Genomic DNA, 15,766 nt, shown 5'->3' with positions numbered 1-15,766 from the left:
TCCTTGATTCAGTGACGATTGCTCAGGCGTGAGCAAGGATCGAATGGCCGATGTTGTCGATGTCCCGTTGGGCGGTGAAGGGATTCGACAGGAAGACCTGGGTGATGTCGACACCGGATTCCCGCATGAGAGCCGTCTTTTCGCGCAGTTCGGCCGGCGATCCGTACAGGCACCAGTAGTCGACCAGTTCTTTGGTGATGATTGGCCGGTGCCTGGGGTCGAGGCCGCGCAGGTACTTTGCCCAGGTGTCGAGATAGTGCGGTTGGTCTGCGGCAGTGGGATCGCCCAGGTATTGCTGGGCGGCGGTGATCGACGCATCGACAATCTGGTCGCCGAGGATGTCGCGGTGCTGGTCCATCAGGCCGGCGTTGGTGATGCACGAGCTGATCGGTCCGGAGCCAAATCCGTTGGTGACACCGTCTTCCCAGGTTTCGCCGTTCTCGAGCTGGTAGAACCACGACAGCGACACCAACTTGACCGAGCCCGGCGCACGGCCGACGTCGGCAACCGCCTTGTCCAAGCGACTGCGGATCAGTTTGATCATGTCCGTGTTCGGTCCGAGGCAGTAGACAATGGCGTCGGCATACTTCACCGCCTCGGCCAAACCGCGGGGTCCACCGGCCGCGACCCAGATCGGAATGTTGTCCGTGACGTTGTAGTAACCGCTTTCCTTGTCGAGAAACTCCACCTCGGTGGTCTGCCCGCGCCAGGTATGTGTTGTGCGGCGGCCGGCCATCAGTTCCTTCGAGACCTCGATGGCGTGCATCAGTTCGGAGATCTTCGCCGGGCTATTGCCCATCGAACGCAGCGCATTGTTCGCCGTGCCGATGCCGAGATAGGTGCGACCGGGCGCCAGGGCGTTGAGGGTGGCCATCGAGTTCGCAGTCACCGGAGCGATCCGCGTGAGCGGGTTGGTGACCATCGTGCCGAGCTTGATGGTGCTGGTCTCGCGAGCCGCCAGGGCCAGGAACTGGTACGGATCGCTGAAGAGCAGAGGACCTTCTCCTACGCCGAAGTGGCTGACGCCGAGGTCTTCTGCCTGCTTGACCATGGAAACCTGGTCAATTTTTGCGCACGTACCGATGCTGAACTCCATGAGCTGATTTCTCCTTGCTGAACCGTCGCCCGCGCGACGTATCGATCGAGATCGGAAACGCCAGGCCTATCTCCGCCCCGCACCGGCCGAACTCTCGACCAGATCGAACTGGAATGCTAGCGTTCCAGTCCACGTTAACTTACAGTGATGCAGACCACAAGTACTAGAATGCAAGTAGTTGCAGTGGAATCGTGCAGAGAGGGAATCGAATGATCGGTACGACACCGACCAGCACGTCAAGATCGTCAACGCACCTCCCGCGATTCAGCGAACTATTCGATAGCGTTACGCCATGACCACGCCCGATCCTGCTGTGGACGCGGCAGCGGCGCTGGCCAGCGTCCGCCTCACCGGCGCTCGCCTGTCCTCCGCGCTGTACGACACCCTGAAGAGCCGCCTTCTCGAGGGGCGCTACCACTCTGGGGAAAAGATCGTTGTCGAAACGGTCCGCCAGGAGTTCGGTGTCAGCAAACAACCCGTCATGGATGCATTGCGGCGCCTGTCGAGCGACAAACTGATCGACATCGTTCCCCAGGTCGGCATTCAGGTGGTGTCGTACAGCAAGCAGGAAGTCGAAGACTTCTTCACGCTCTTCGGCGGATTTGAAGGAACCATCGCGGGCGTTGCAGCTCTTCGTCGGACCGATGCGCAGCTACGTGACCTCGACGCGGTGTCTGCGCATGTCGACGGTCTCATCGTTGCAACCGATCCCGTCGTCCGTGCTCACGGCTACCGACTCGAGAACCGAGAGTTCCACGCAGTCATCCACCGCATGGCCCACTCCCGAATCATGGCGGAGACATCCCAGCGCATGTGGGACCTGTCAGATTTCCTGATCAATACCGCCGGTGTCGCGAATCCGCTTTCCAACGCTCTCGCCGACCGCCAACACGACCACCGCGCCATCACCGACGCAATCCGCGACGGTGATCAACAACGCGCTCGTGAAGAAATGGAAAGACACATCGTCGGAACCATCCGCGTCATTCGTGAAGGGACGGGCGATCGAGATCTGGCCGGATAGCCACAAAACGCGAATAGCGCTCCGGCACTGCAGTATCCATTCGTTCGTTGAGTTCGGAAGCGATGAGGCGAACAGCACCCGTTCGGACCACCACGAACCCATCAGGTGCGATCGCCCAAAAGGGTTGTGCGAACGTGTCTTTGGTGTACCCGCACGACCCTGTCGAGGCAGATGGTGTCCGCCTCAGAGCCGGCCGAGGAGTTCGGCTTTCTTCGTGGTGAACTCCTCGTCGGAGAGGATGCCACGCTGGTGCAGCCCGGCGAGGGACTCGATCGCGGCGACAATCGCGTTGGGGTCACCGGACTGGCCGGACGTGGGCGACTGATCCTGCGGCGTGAAAGTCGGTGCCGACTCGTACCCGTTCTGCGCATCAGGAGCGTAGGACGGTGCCGTGTTCGACATCTCGGGCGCAGGTGCGGCGACGGGAGTGTCGGCTACCTGTTGCGTCCCGAGTTCTTGCAGGCTCGACACGTCGAAGGTCCCGAACTGGCTCGTGAAGCTCACCGTGCCGTACGCGCCGCCCTGTTGCTGTTGGACGCCACCGATATTGTGCTCTCCGGTATCGAAAATCCTTGTGACGCCATTTGCTTGGATCGCCAGCCGCCGAGTGTTCGGAAAGATGGCGTACCGGGCGTCGTTCTGTCCCCCGGACGAGCTCGGAATGCCGAGGTCGGAGGGCCACCAGTTGTTTGAGGTGAACCCTCCCGAGGAATCGACCGTCGTGCGAGGAAAGACCGTGGTGGTTGCGAGAAGTTGCGACAGTTCGCCGCACAGTCCGTTCACCCGCGACTTGAGTCCATTGTCGAACATGTTGCCGACCATCGTCATGCCGCCCCGCATCCATTGTCCGGACCCACCGAGTTCGGGAATGGAGAACTGGGCCATCGTGCCGCCACCGTTGTTGACGGCGAACAGCATGGAAAGCACCGCGTCCTGGGAGAGGGAATAACGCTGCGCGATGTCGGCGATGGCGCTTTCGGCTTCAGGGGTGAGGTTTGCCCTCATAATCGTGAATCTTTCGTCGTCTGGATACGTCGTGAGCCTACACAAAACAACCGTAAATCGACGCTCGCAGAAATCGCCCGGCTTGTGCCTACGGTAGTGCTTCCGCCCTCCGATGGAGAGTTGACGCCATCGGAGGTGGACGCAACCTGTCCTCGAACTGGCGAAAGCATCGAACAACGTGAGCGAAGCGCACATTCTTCGTACGATGTGAGCGCGAGTGCGATCGACCGACCATTGCGACACCGAGGGAGTTCGCGCATGGATTCTGGCATCACCCAGTCAGCCCGCGTAGCCGAAAGGTCCCCCGACCAACGGGATACGTGGTTCACCCGCTCGACCACCGATGTCGAAACCGCGTTCGGTGTCGACCCCGCCACCGGGCTGACGGCGACCTCGGCCGCGGATCGACTCGGCAAACACGGACCCAATCTGCTCACTGAGGCCGCAAAAGACCCGGGCTGGAAGAAGATAGCGCGCCAGCTCACCGACCAGATGACGATCGTGTTGATGATTGCCGCGGCGGTCAGCGCCCTCGTGTCCCACGAGTGGGAGACACCGGTTGTGATCTTGGCGGTGATCATCTTCAACACCGTGCTGAACTACGTGCAGGAAGCGCGCGCCGAGAACAGTCTCCAGGCATTGCGCGACATGGCGGTCGCGAATTCGCGGGTGCGCCGCGATGGCCGACTCCAGGAAGTTGCCCGCTCGCAACTCGTGCCCGGTGACGTGGTGCTGCTCGAGGCCGGTGACTCGGTCCCCGCCGACGGCAGGATCGTCGAGGCGGCGAACGTCCAGGTGGCCGAATCGGCATTGACCGGTGAGTCGCAGCCGGTGGAAAAGTTCGTCGACACACTCGATGACGCGAGCCTCCCCCTGGCAGACCGCACGAACATGCTCTACATGAACACCGCGCTGACCCGGGGACGAGCCGCGATCGTGGTGACCGGCACCGGCATGGACACCGAGATCGGTGCCATCGCAACGCTGCTCGGGGAGGCGGGCGGCGACAAGACCCCGCTGCAACGTCGCATCGATCGGCTGGCGCAGACGTTGACCATCATCGCCCTGGTCGTCGTGACCCTGGTCTTCGCGATGGGGCTGATCAACGGCGATTCATGGACCGACCTGCTCCTCACCGCGGTGTCGCTTGCGGTTGCCACCATTCCCGAGGGTCTGCCGGCGGTAGTGGCATTCACGCTGGCCATGGGTGCGTCGCGGCTGGCGCAACGCGGCGCGATCGTCAAACAGCTGTCCGCGGTGGAAACCCTGGGCAGCACCGCCGACATCGCCACCGACAAGACGGGGACCCTGACTCTCAACCAGATGACGGTGCGTCGACTGCACATCGTCGGGCGCGGCTTCCGGGTCAGCGGCGAGGGCTACGCAACCACCGGGGAGATCCTCATCGGCGACGGACTCCCGTTGCCCGACTTGACCGATGCGCTCACCGCGATGGCGTTGTGCAACGACTCCTCCATCCACGAGGGCACTCTGGTCGGAGATCCCACTGAGGGTGCGCTGGTGGTTCTTGCGGAAAAGGGTGGCATCGACGTCGACGGCACGCGCGAGGCGCTCCCCCGGGTCGCGGAGGTACCGTTCGACTCCGACTACAAGTTCATGGCGACCTTCCATCGCGATATCGATGAGAGCGCGGGCCCCACCTACCGCTGCTGTGTGAAGGGTGCGCCGGATGTTCTGCTGGAGCGAGCCGGGTCGGTGCTCGCCGAACACGGGGTACGGCCACTCGAGGCCGCAGATCACGAACGGATTCAAGCTCGTATCGACGAGCTGGCGGCCGAAGGCCTGCGGACGTTGATGATCGCCGGGCGCGAGATCGGCAACACCGTGCCGGACGACTCCGCCGCGTTGTTCGACCAGGTCGACCACCTCACCCTCTACGCGTTGGTCGGCATCGTCGACCCACCACGCCCGGAGGCCGCTGCGGCAATCGAGATCGCGCACGCCGCGGGCATCAAAGTGCATATGCTCACTGGCGACCATCTGACCACCGCGACCGCGATTGCGCGCAACCTGGGTATCACCGGCGACGCCGCCTCCGGTTCCGCGCTGGATGCCCTCGACGAGGACGAACTCGCGGCACGGGCCCGCGACTTCGGTGTCCTGGCCCGGGTCGCGCCGGAACACAAAATCCGAATGGTCAAGGCGTTGCAGTCCAACGGCAGTGTGGTGGCCATGACCGGCGACGGTGTCAACGACGCGCCCGCGCTGAAGCAGGCCGACATCGGAATTGCCATGGGCATCACCGGAACTGACGTCTCCAAAGGCGCGGCCAACATCATTCTGACCGATGACAACTTCAGCACAATCGTCGCCGCCGTTCGCGAGGGCCGCGGGATCTACGCAAACATCATCAAGTTCGTGAAGTTCCAGCTCACCACCGCGTGGGGCTTCGTCCTCGTCTTCCTCAGCGCCGGGGTCTTCGACCTCGCCGGTGGGGCGCCATTTACCGCGCTGCAAATCCTGTGGGTGAACATCATCATGGACGGCCCGCCGGCTCTGGCGCTTGGCGTCGACCCGACCGAATCGTCCGTGATGACCGAGAAACCACGCCCACCGGGCGAGCAGTTGCTCACCCGCAACCGGATCCGCCGTATTCTCACGTTCGGCATCGTGATGGCCACCGGCACCATCGCCGTTCTCGCGTTCGCTGACGATATGTTCCCCGACAGCGCGGACGACCCGCTCTTTGTCACCACCCTCGCGTTCACGACATTCGTGTCCTATCAGGTCTTCAACCTGCTCAACGTCCGATCCGACACGCGCTCGGTGTTCTCACCGCAGTCGTTCACCAACAAGGCCATCTGGGTTTCGCTCGGTGCGGTGATCATGCTGCAGATCGCCGTCGTGCACGTCGCTTTCCTGCAGGACCTGTTCGATACCACCGCGCTGACCTCCGACCAATGGCTGGTCGCCGTGGCAATCGGGTCGTCCGTGTTGTGGATCGAAGAGATCGTCAAGGCAGTGATCCGATTCCGCCAACGCCGCCGTGCCCGGCAAGGAACACTTCAGCCAACCGCCGCGCGATGACCGACTGCCGCGACGAACACGCCATCTGCGCACTGCTCCACCGGTACGCAGAACTGGTCGATTCAGGTGACTTCGGCGCCGTGGCAGCGCTTTTCACCGATGCCGACATCTTGATCGGAGAGACCGTTGTCGGCCACGGCGCGGCCCATGTCGAACAGATGTTTCGCACGATGGTGATCCTTCATGCGGACGGCACCCCCAGAACTCGGCACCTGATCACCAACCCGATCATCGAATTCGACGGCCCCGACCGGGCGCGGGTGCGGTCGTGTTACACCGTGCTGCAACCGCGCGACGGGCGGATCGACATCATCGCGTCGGGCCGCCACCACGACACCGTCGTCCGGGCCGGCGACGGCTGGACATTTGCCTCACGTGACTACTCACTACTCGACTTCACCGGCGATACCTCCGACCACCTGCGATCCGGCCCGTCGACCGTGCCCTCCTGACCGTCGAGCGTGCCCTACCGACCGCCGAGCGTGCCCTACCGACCGTCGACCGTGCCGTCGTTACCGTCGACCGTGCCCTACCGACCGTCGACCGTGCCGTTGTGGCGCAGCCAGTTGAACAAGAGCACGGTCGGGGGCAACGAGAGCACGGTCGGCGGCCCGTTCGGCCCGCTCGACGGCGGAGTCGGCTTGGATTTCTGACCGCCGAGCAGTACCAACGAGCGCGCGGTTAGCTCGGTCCTTCGACCAGTTCTAAGGTGTTGCCGTCGGGATCGGCGAAGATGGCAAGCCGTTTTCCGGGACCGATGTCGATTGGACCCATCTGCAGCCGCCCACCCGCGGCGACACCCCGTTCGACGAGCTCGTCGAGTCCGTCTGCAACGTAGAACGACAGGTATCGCAACCCGGTTGCAGCGAGGAACGACCCGGACGGTTCGGCCACTGCCGGTGGCTGCTTGGGCACCATTACCTTGAGCACCGTGCCGCCCGCCCGGAGTCGGTGCACGGTTCCCGAACCTGCTTCGGTGACTTCTAGCTTTTCCATCTCAAAAACGGTGGCATAGAAGTTCACCACGGCGTCGTCGGCGCTGACGAGCCCGACCTCGATCCGATCCAACATCAGGTGCTCCAATCCTTGGCTCGCGCGGCCCCGATTGAGCGACGCAAGAGCAACATTTTCACAGTCGACAATGATATTCTGGCAATTCAGAACATCATTCTTGCACGCGCAGTGCCGGCCAGTCGTGCGGTTCAGCTGGGCTCATCGAAAGTGAGAAGGCAATGGAGCGACTGGGAATAGAGATGCTCAGTGTCTTCGGGCTACCGCCCGTCGAACACGTTGAACTGGCGGCAGATCTCGGCTGCGGCCATATCTCCTCGGGTTTGACGTCATTCCCGTACGACCCACCCTTTTATCCCCCGTTTTCACTGCGCGACGACCCCGCGCTGCGTAAGGAGATGGTTGCCGCCATGCGCGATCGAGGGGTGAGCATCGCCCTCGGCGAAGGTATGTCGGTTCGTGGCGGTATGGACATCCGCGATAAATCCGCCGATCTGGCGATCATGGAAGAACTCGGGGTCACCCGCGTCAACACCGTCTCGCTCGATCCAGACCTGAGCCGCAGTATCGACCAATTCGGCATCCTGGCCGAGATGGCCGCCGAGCGCGGTATCGAGACCACGGTCGAGATCAGTCCAGGGACCACCATCGGCGATCTGGACACAGCCTTGTATGTGGTCAAAGCTGTTGGCAGATCGGACTTCCGGATTCTCATTGACACCATGCACCTCGTTCGGTCCGGGTCCAGTGCCGATGACCTCGCCGGCGTCGATCCGAATGTCATCGGATACATCCAGGTCAGTGACGCGCCGCTGATCCCGGTCATCGACGACTACATGGCGGAGTCCATGTTCGAGCGGAGGATTCCGGGAACCGGCGAATTGCCGCTGCGCGACATCCTCGCTGTGCTGCCCCGCGATCTCGTCATCGGCCTCGAGGTGCCCGTTCGTTCGGCGATGCAGGCCGGTGTACCACTCTCGACCCAGCTCGGTAACGCCGTACAAGCAACCCGAGATCTGCTCGCACAGATCGACAACGTCAACTGATGGAGACCACACACATGACCCGTATCGGCACCTCGGATCTCGATGTCTACCCACTGCTGTTGGGCGGCAACACCTTCGGCTGGACCAGCGACCCGGCAACGTCTTTCGCGGTGCTCGACAGCTACGTCTCCGCCGGTGGAAATTTCGTCGACACCTCGGACAGCTACACCATGCCGGACAAGACCGACGGTGATTCGGAAACAATTCTCGGACAGTGGTTTCAGAAGCGTGAGCGGCGCGACGACATTGTCCTGGCGACCAAGGTCGGACTGCGGGCGGACACCTTTGGCCTGGCCCCAGACAACGTTGCCCGGGCCGCGGAAGCCTCCCTGGCGCGGCTGAACACCGACTACATCGACATCTACTACGCGCACTACGACGACGCAAAGACACCGCTGGTCGAGACCGTCGCGGCGTTTGATGCCCTGGTCCAGTCCGGGAAGGTCCGACATGTCGGTATCTCGAACTACTCGGCCGATCGGATCGCCGAGTGGCTGACCGTGTGTGACGACAACGGATTCGCGAAACCTATTGCACTGCAGCCCAATTACAGTTTGGTGGCGCGACAGAACTTCGAAGCAGGCGTTCGGCCCCTCGCCCAGAAGTTCGACCTCGCAGTGTTCCCGTACTGGGTATTGGCCAGTGGGTTTCTCACCGGTAAGTACCGAACCGAAGCAGACCTCGAAGGGGCCGAGCGCGGGCCATTCGCCGGCCGGTTCTTCAGCGCCGAGGGACTCGCGGTGGTCGCCGAACTCGACACCATCGCACAAGAACATCGGGTCGCGATCGCGACCGTCGCTCTTGCGTGGACGAGGCAACAACCCACGATCGTCGCGCCCCTCGCCAGCGCCAGGGTCCCGGAACAACTCGGCGCACTTCTCGCCTCTGTCGATCTGGAATTGTCTGCATTCGAACTAGATCGGCTCAACAGCATCTCGTCGTACGACAAAAAGTAGACTCCGTCGAACCGATCTGCACGCCAACGCAACCCGTTGAGCGTGCCCTGGTAGCCGCCGACCGTGCCGAAACAACCGTTGACTGTGCCCTTGTGGCGCAATTATTTTGAACAAGAACACAGCCGACGGCAACAAGGGCACGCTCGACGGCAACTACGGCACGCTCAACGGAAACAAGGGCACGCTCGACGGCAACGAGGGCACGCTCGACGGTAGGTGCGGGGCTTTTCGGAGCGGGTCAACACCATTGGTAGAGCGTGTATTTCACGCTACCCAACCGAGCAAGGAGTTGAACGATGAAGTTCCGTACCGTCGTCGAGCCACCCGAGCCGATGAGAGGGCTTGAGGTACCGCCCGACGTCGTCGAGTCGCTGTCGGGCGGGAAGCGACCCCGGGTGACGGTCACGATCAACGGCCACACCTGGAGCACCCGGATCGCGATCATGCGGGGCCGTCACCTGATCGGCCTCAGCAACGCGAACCGGATCGCCTCCGGATCCACGATCGGCGACGAGGTCGAGGTGACGGTGGAGTTGGACAACGAACCCATCACGGTCGTCGAGCCCGAGGACCTCGTCGCCGCCCTGGTCGCCGACCCGCCCGTACGTGCCGCCTACGACCGACTGACCCCGAGCCAGAAGAAGCAGCACGTACGCATGATCGAGAACGCAAAGAAGCCGGAGACGCGGGTACGGCGCATCGAGGCGCTCGTCGCCGAATTACGAACGCGAACCTAGAATTCGGTGATCCCCGCGTCAGGCGCGATCTCGTGCGCGGTGATGTACTTGGACTCGTCGCTGGCGAGGAACAGCACGGTCTCGGCAACATCTTCGGGCTGTGTGTAGTCCACGGGCAGCATATTGGTGAACATTTGTGCGGGCCTGGGATTTCCGGCGACCGCGCGCTCGATCCGTGCGTGGACGTCCCCGGTGCCCATCGGGGTTGCGACGCCGGTTGGGTGGAGACTGTTCACCCGAATATGGTCTTTGGCGAGTTCGACGGCGAAGGCCTTGGCCATGCCACGCACGGCGAACTTGCTGGTTGTGTACGAGACCATGTACGGCTGCACTTTGATGCCGGCAGCAGAGCTGACGAGGATGATCGATCCGCCACCCGCCTCGACGAGGTACTTGGCCCCTGCCATCACCGTGTTCCAGGTACCGGCGACATTGATCGACATCGTGTCATCGAAGACCTCGGACGTGATCTCGTCCCACGGTGCGATCGGCGAAATCGCCGCGTTGGCAATGATGATGTCGAGACGGCCGAGTTCGGCAACGCCGGTGTCGACCGCGGCCTGCAGTTTCGCGCGGTCGCGGATGTCGACCTGCGCGGTGACGATCCGGCGTCCGTGCTTCTCCACCAGACGTGCGGTTTCGGCGAGGTCCTCGGGTGTCGCGGAGTCGTAGGTCACGCTGGGAAGGGTCGAGCAGATGTCGATCGCGATGATGTCTGCACCCTCCTGTGCCAGCCGAACAGCATGCGCCCGACCTTGACCTCGAGCAGCCCCTGTTATCACTGCAACCTTGCCGGCAACCCGGCCCGTTCCATCACTCATATCCGGCCTCGCTGTCGGAGAAAATTGACCTTTGCTTCAATCAATTGAAGTATTCCAAACCCTAGCCCAAGAGACATCCGAAGGGAATGGATCAGTGCCCGTGCTCGCGTCGGCCCGATGGGTGTGCCTACCTAGGACAACCGGATCGGCGTTCGCCGGATTCGGGTAGCGAAGTAAACGCGACGTGGCGTCATGATCGAACCTACGGTTTCACCGACAACATCTGATGCATCCGGCACAGTCATCGGGCCACGACACGTGCTCACCGCAAGACACGTCGTCAATTGGAAGCGCGATGACGCAGCCGGATCGGATGGATCAACTTCACCCCGGGTACTACGACGGGCGGCCCGCTATCGCACCGCCCCCAGCTGCGGATATAGCGCTGCCGGAGCACTCGCCAGATACGACTTGACGGCGACCGTACGTTCATCGGCAAGGACCTCGAGGTCACCCCGTTCCAGACCGTCGAGTCCGGACCGGACGACTTCAGCCGGATCGTTCTTCGGCATGTCGATACCGGCGGCCATATCCGTGTCGGTCACCGACAGATGAAGACCCGTGACCAGGGTCCCCTGGGCGGCCAGTTCCAGCCGAATGCCATTTGTCAGGCTCCACGCCGCCGCTTTGGACGCGGCGTAACCATTCGCTCCGTCCGCCGAGATCCACGAGACCACCGACAAGACGTTCAGGATGGCGCCTCCGCCATTGGCTGCCAGAATCGGGGCGAATGCCCGGCACATCGCAAGTGTGCCAAAGTAGTTCGTCTCCATCTCCCGGCGGATTTCGTCCAGATCGCCGGTGATGAAATTCTGATTCGCCGAAAAGCCGGCGTTGTTGATCAGCAGCGAGACGTCTCCGGCGCGTGCTGCCGCGGCGACTACATCGGCGGGCTCGGTGATATCGAGCGGGACCACTTCCACACCTTCGACTGAGATACCGGTGACGTCACGCGCCGCCGCGTACACCTTCGTGACCCCACGTTCCAGCAACTGCTCGACGAAGTGGCGCCCCATGCCACGATTGGATCCGGTCACCAATGCCACCGAGTTCTTGATCTTCAACGATCCTCCATTTGTGATGTGCTGCAGGGTGTTACTTGGCCTCATCCGGACGGCGGCGACCAGTGAACAGAGCCGAAAGGCCTATCACGGCTGACCTGGTTTAAGGGTGACGAACAAGCCCTCGGCCTCGGCACAGAGCAGGTCCGCGTGACGAAGCTCGGCGCGCAGTACTCGCTTACGGCCGACCTCGCTGACAAACCACGCCTGAACGTCCAGCTCGATGCCGACGGGCGTGATCGAACGAAAGTTCGTGTGCAAGTACGCCGTACGAGCTCGAGTGCGGCCGGCAGTCACCGACAGCCGGCCCAGCACCTCATCGAAGAAGAGCGGAATGGCACCGCCATGCACCGCTCCGTTCCCGCCAAGGAAGTACCTCCCGAACGTGACCGTGCCTCGCACGGTCTTCCGGTCCGCTTCGGTGACCACAAACACCGGCGACATCGTCTGCCCGCGACCGGGTAGGTCAGGACGGCGCCCGAAGAACTGGTTGCGCTCCGAGACCGCAGTGGGGGCCAGTCGTTCGTCCCAGGCCGCGAGGTCCGCGGTCAGCGCTGCGACTGTCGCGGAATCCGGTCGGGCTGCAGTCACCGTGTTCAGAAATCGACGCAGACGAGCAACCATCTCCCCGTATCCGTCGTCGTTCGCGCCACCCGACTCGACCGGTACGGTCCACCATTCGACCTGGGGCAGCGGTGCAGGTTCAGCGATAGCGAGTCCGAGGGCAGGGTCTTCACTACGCGGACTTCGGCCGGCAGTCTGAGTCATACCGACGATGGTTCGGTATGGATCGCATGCCGAACGCCGCAATCTCGGTGCACAACGACCTCTCATAGGCAACTAAGTCATCTTATTTTACTTTGACTCTGCCACAGTGGTGCTCGCGGTTACAAGAGAGGTCGTTGAGGAGCCATCACCTCAGCACCCGGACGGGAACATTGTTGTAGCCCGCGACATTCTGCATCGTGACGCGAGTACACCGATCCAGATCGACCTCGAACCGCGGCATGAAATCAAGGAGCCGATTGAGTGCGATGGAACTTTCGAGCCGGGCCAGTGCTGCTCCGAGGCAACTGTGTATGCCGTAGCCGAATGCAAGACTCGGCACCTGGGATCGATCGCGGTCGATGTCGAGTACGTGGGCGTCGGGGAATGCCTCGGGATCACGGTTTGCCGATCCGAGCAAGAGAAAGACCGGTTTACCTGCCGGGATGGTCACGCCGTGAAGCCTCACATCCTTCATCGAGTATCGGACGTTGTACTGATTGGGCGATTCGTAACGCAGCAGTTCCTCGACCGCATCCGGGATCTTGCTCCGATCCTGCTGCAGCTTTTCCCACTGATCCGGGAACCGCGCGAAGGCAACACCGGCGCCGCCGATCAATTTTGCAACCGTCTCGGCACCCGCACCGCCGAGCAACGCCGCGAACATCGCGATCTCCATGTTGCTCAACGTCGGTGGCTGATCGTCGTCACGCTCGATCTCGGCCTGGACCAGGCGGCTGATCATGTCGTCTTGCGGATCTGCGCGCCGCGCCTTGGCGAGTGCGTAGTAGTACCGCGAGATTTCCACGACCGCGTTGAACCCGACTTCTGACATCTCGATCTGCCCGACCTCGCGATGCAGCAATTCATCGGTCCAGAGCCGGACCTGGGTGCGTTCAGCTTCCGGCACGCCGAGCATCCGCGAGATGATTTCTATCGGGAACAGGGCCGAAAAGTCTTGTACGAGATCAAATCCGGCCGGATCGACAGCGCTCAGGAAGCGGTCTATCTGGTCGCTGGCCATCGGCCGCAACTCTGCGATGGCACGGGGGGTGAACACCTTCGAGACGATCCCCCGGACGTGGCGATGCTCAGGGGGATCCATCACGATGATGGACCTGTGGGGCGGCACCTCGCCGCGTCGAACCGTGGCGAGGTCGATCCCCCGCGCTGACGAGTAGGTGGAGAAGTCGCGATAGGCCGCCGCCACGTCTGTGTACCGGCTCAGTGCGTAGAAGTCATACTTCTCGCTGTAGTAGACCGGAGCCTCCTCGCGCATCCGCGCGTACAGGTCATACGCGCCATCAAAGAACTCCTGCGAGAACGGATCAAACTCCAACTCCGCGATGGTCATACACACTCTCCTGCGCTGGCGGTCCATGAATCGCGCACGGTGTCCTCACGGTCGCAACCGCTTGGGCAACAGCACCACGGCGAATCTACTGTAAGAGTTACTGTATATCATTCCGGCCGAGTTTTGCCCGGCGTTTGAAGTGTCGGAATCGAGTCGAAATTTCGACCCGGGAAGGAGTGCGCACCCATCAGCGGCGGTGCGCTTGATTTCGTTGATCGCTCGCCCCAGGTGCCAGACGCAGATGGCGACGACTCACCGCCGGCAAAGATCGGCCACGCTTTCGCCGCAGGTCAGAATCGTGAGGCGTTGCCCGATCAGTTGTCGCCGCGCCGGGAAGAAACTTGCCGGTCTTGCCGTAGCAGTTCGCGGCATCCTTGCCGACGTTGTGGACGACCGTTTCAAAGAGTTTGATTCGCAACGGTTTCAGTCTGTCTCGTACGACTTGGCCGCCGAACGGAGGTCGTCGAAATAATTCTGACGTTGCGGCGGGGAGCGGCGGCATCTGACACTGCGGCCGGCTCCGACGAGACCATCGCAGGTGCCTTCGACCTCCCCGACCGCATGAGTGGAGCCCGCCGCCGGGCCGAAACAGTTGGCCGGCGGAATGAGCAAAACGCTCCACACAATCACTGGCGAGCTGAGGCGCCTTCGAATGTGTGGAGCGTTTGCGTCAGTGGTGTCTAAACGTCGATGAAGAAGTCGTAATCCAGCGGATCCTGGCCGCCGTAGATCGACAGGTCGGCGACGCCGGCATCGGTGAGCACTGCCGAGTCGATGAGACATTGTCCGGTCTCCGACGTCGGCCGAGACAGCACCAATGCGGCAGCATCCGCCATGATCTGTGGATCGCGCGCGTGAATCGTCCCCTCTTCACCACCGAGCAGGTTCTGCACCGCAGCAGTCGCGATGGTGGTTTCAGGCCACAGGCAGTTGCTGGCGATCCCCTGCTCGGCGAATTCGGCGGCAAAACCCAGGGCCAGCAGCGTCATCCCGTACTTCGCGAGCATGTAACCGGGAAACTTACCGAGCCACTCCGGCGCCATGTTCAACGGCGGAGAGAGTGTCAAAACCTGTGCTGCAGGCGACTTCTCGAGATGCGGCAAGCACGCCTGGGTGAGCGCGAACGTTCCGCGCACATTGACACCCTGCATCAGGTCAAACCGCTTGAGCGGCAGGTCGGCCGTTTTCGACTGGTTGAGAACACTCGCATTGTTGACGCAGATGTCCACGCCACCGAACGTCTCTACTGCAGTGTCGACTGCCCGCGCGATGTCGTCGGCATTCCGCAGGTCCCCGATGACACCGACGGCCTTTCCACCGACACTCTCGATCTCCGCGACCGCCGTGTGGATGGTTCCGGGCAGCCGGGGGTCAGGGGTGTCCGTCTTCGCCAGCAAGACGATGTTGGCGCCGCGTTCGGCCAGAGCCCGTGCTATCGCCAACCCGATACCGCGGCTTCCGCCCGACATCACGACGGTACGGTTCGCGAAGCTGGTGGAACCCAGCGACTCAAGACTGCTGTTCGGCATTCGTGCGACCTTTCGAGACTCTAATTTCCTTGCGCGCCATTGTCTTCGACAGAGCACACCAACCTATCGGTCGGTCATCGGTTTTGAGGGTAACTCACCGAAATTCAGTCCTGGTCGCGACCAGCCACTCGGGAATGCGTCGTTCACCTGGACTTCCAACGCAGCAATGATCCAGCGCCAGAAGTTGTACCCGCACAATGCGAGTGAACTGGTCTGTTACGTTATTTCGATCGCAGCTTCCGCTCGATCCAGATCGCAGGTTAGGACCAAAACAGTGGCACCCACGGAATCCACGACCGACTTCGCCGAGTCG

15 protein-coding genes are annotated in these 15,766 nt (G+C 62.2%); 7 read left to right on the top strand and 8 right to left on the bottom strand.

All coding sequences use genetic code 11. From position 1 onward, the window contains the following. Positions 1–22 precede the first annotated feature (22 nt). Positions 23–1,096 (bottom strand): LLM class flavin-dependent oxidoreductase, encoded by a 1,074-nt coding sequence (locus H290_RS0106235; RefSeq protein ID WP_028462862.1) that lies wholly within the window; start codon positions 1,094–1,096, stop codon positions 23–25. A 292-nt stretch (positions 1,097–1,388) separates the two neighbouring features. Between H290_RS0106235 and H290_RS0106230 the strand changes: the two genes are divergently transcribed. Next, on the top strand, positions 1,389–2,120 hold the full coding sequence (locus H290_RS0106230; RefSeq protein WP_020105916.1) for a GntR family transcriptional regulator: 732 nt from the start codon (positions 1,389–1,391) through the stop codon (positions 2,118–2,120). A 183-nt stretch (positions 2,121–2,303) separates the two neighbouring features. Here H290_RS0106230 and H290_RS0106225 read toward each other — a convergent pair whose 3' ends face one another. After that, entirely contained in the window at positions 2,304–3,125 is an 822-nt protein-coding gene (locus H290_RS0106225) for an SHOCT domain-containing protein (protein WP_020105915.1), read from the bottom strand. A gap of 258 nt (positions 3,126–3,383) precedes the next feature. Between H290_RS0106225 and H290_RS27940 the strand changes: the two genes are divergently transcribed. From H290_RS27940 to H290_RS31920, 3 genes are all read left to right on the top strand, one after another. Further along, complete coding sequence (locus tag H290_RS27940) at positions 3,384–6,173, top strand: cation-translocating P-type ATPase (protein WP_020105914.1); 2,790 nt, start codon at positions 3,384–3,386, stop codon at positions 6,171–6,173. Continuing rightward, a complete protein-coding gene (locus H290_RS0106215) occupies positions 6,170–6,625 on the top strand; it encodes a nuclear transport factor 2 family protein (protein WP_020105913.1) in 456 nt (151 codons plus the stop codon). Before H290_RS27940 ends, H290_RS0106215 begins: the two co-directional genes overlap by 4 nt. A 72-nt stretch (positions 6,626–6,697) precedes the next feature. Continuing rightward, positions 6,698–6,826: a hypothetical protein gene (locus H290_RS31920; RefSeq protein WP_255327721.1), complete on the top strand. Its 129-nt coding sequence runs from the start codon at positions 6,698–6,700 to the stop codon at positions 6,824–6,826. Positions 6,827–6,854: 28 nt separating this feature from the next. On the opposite strand, the gene H290_RS0106205 is transcribed toward H290_RS31920, so the two are convergent. Beyond that, positions 6,855–7,244, bottom strand: a complete 390-nt coding sequence (locus H290_RS0106205; protein WP_020105911.1) for a VOC family protein — start codon at positions 7,242–7,244, stop codon at positions 6,855–6,857. Between the two features lie 161 nt (positions 7,245–7,405). Here H290_RS0106205 and H290_RS0106200 point away from each other — a divergent pair, with 161 nt between their 5' ends. The 3 genes from H290_RS0106200 (at position 7,406) to H290_RS0106190 (ending at position 9,923) form a co-directional block, all read left to right on the top strand. Then, positions 7,406–8,230 (top strand): sugar phosphate isomerase/epimerase, encoded by an 825-nt coding sequence (locus H290_RS0106200; protein WP_028462858.1) that lies wholly within the window; start codon positions 7,406–7,408, stop codon positions 8,228–8,230. 14 nt (positions 8,231–8,244) lie between these two features. After that, entirely contained in the window at positions 8,245–9,186 is a 942-nt protein-coding gene (locus H290_RS0106195; protein WP_028462857.1) for an aldo/keto reductase, read from the top strand. 296 nt (positions 9,187–9,482) lie between these two features. After that, positions 9,483–9,923 carry a YdeI/OmpD-associated family protein gene (locus tag H290_RS0106190; protein ID WP_020105908.1) on the top strand — a complete coding sequence of 147 codons (441 nt, stop codon included), beginning with the start codon at positions 9,483–9,485 and terminating at the stop codon, positions 9,921–9,923. Here H290_RS0106190 and H290_RS0106185 read toward each other — a convergent pair. From H290_RS0106185 to H290_RS0106160, 5 genes are all read right to left on the bottom strand, one after another. Beyond that, the gene (locus H290_RS0106185) at positions 9,920–10,744 is read right to left on the bottom strand and encodes a mycofactocin-coupled SDR family oxidoreductase (RefSeq protein ID WP_020105907.1); all 825 of its coding nucleotides are present in this window, start codon (positions 10,742–10,744) and stop codon (positions 9,920–9,922) included. The two genes, H290_RS0106190 and H290_RS0106185, sit on opposite strands and share 4 nt — an antisense overlap. Positions 10,745–11,097: 353 nt before the next feature. After that, positions 11,098–11,808, bottom strand: coding sequence for an SDR family oxidoreductase (locus H290_RS0106180; RefSeq protein ID WP_028462856.1), 711 nt, complete (start codon positions 11,806–11,808; stop codon positions 11,098–11,100). 84 nt (positions 11,809–11,892) lie between these two features. Continuing rightward, complete coding sequence (locus H290_RS0106175) at positions 11,893–12,573, bottom strand: PaaI family thioesterase (RefSeq protein ID WP_020105905.1); 681 nt, start codon at positions 12,571–12,573, stop codon at positions 11,893–11,895. 145 nt (positions 12,574–12,718) lie between these two features. Further along, positions 12,719–13,924 (bottom strand): cytochrome P450, encoded by a 1,206-nt coding sequence (locus H290_RS0106170; RefSeq protein ID WP_020105904.1) that lies wholly within the window; start codon positions 13,922–13,924, stop codon positions 12,719–12,721. Between the two features lie 680 nt (positions 13,925–14,604). Continuing rightward, a complete protein-coding gene (locus H290_RS0106160; protein WP_020105902.1) occupies positions 14,605–15,453 on the bottom strand; it encodes an NAD(P)-dependent oxidoreductase in 849 nt (282 codons plus the stop codon). Positions 15,454–15,766 lie beyond the last annotated feature (313 nt).

Source organism: Nocardia sp. 348MFTsu5.1 (assembly GCF_000383535.1).
In the GTDB taxonomy this organism is placed as follows: domain Bacteria; phylum Actinomycetota; class Actinomycetes; order Mycobacteriales; family Mycobacteriaceae; genus Williamsia; species Williamsia faeni.
Note: the sequence above shows the minus strand (reverse complement) of the source record. Positions and strands in the feature narration are given on the sequence as shown.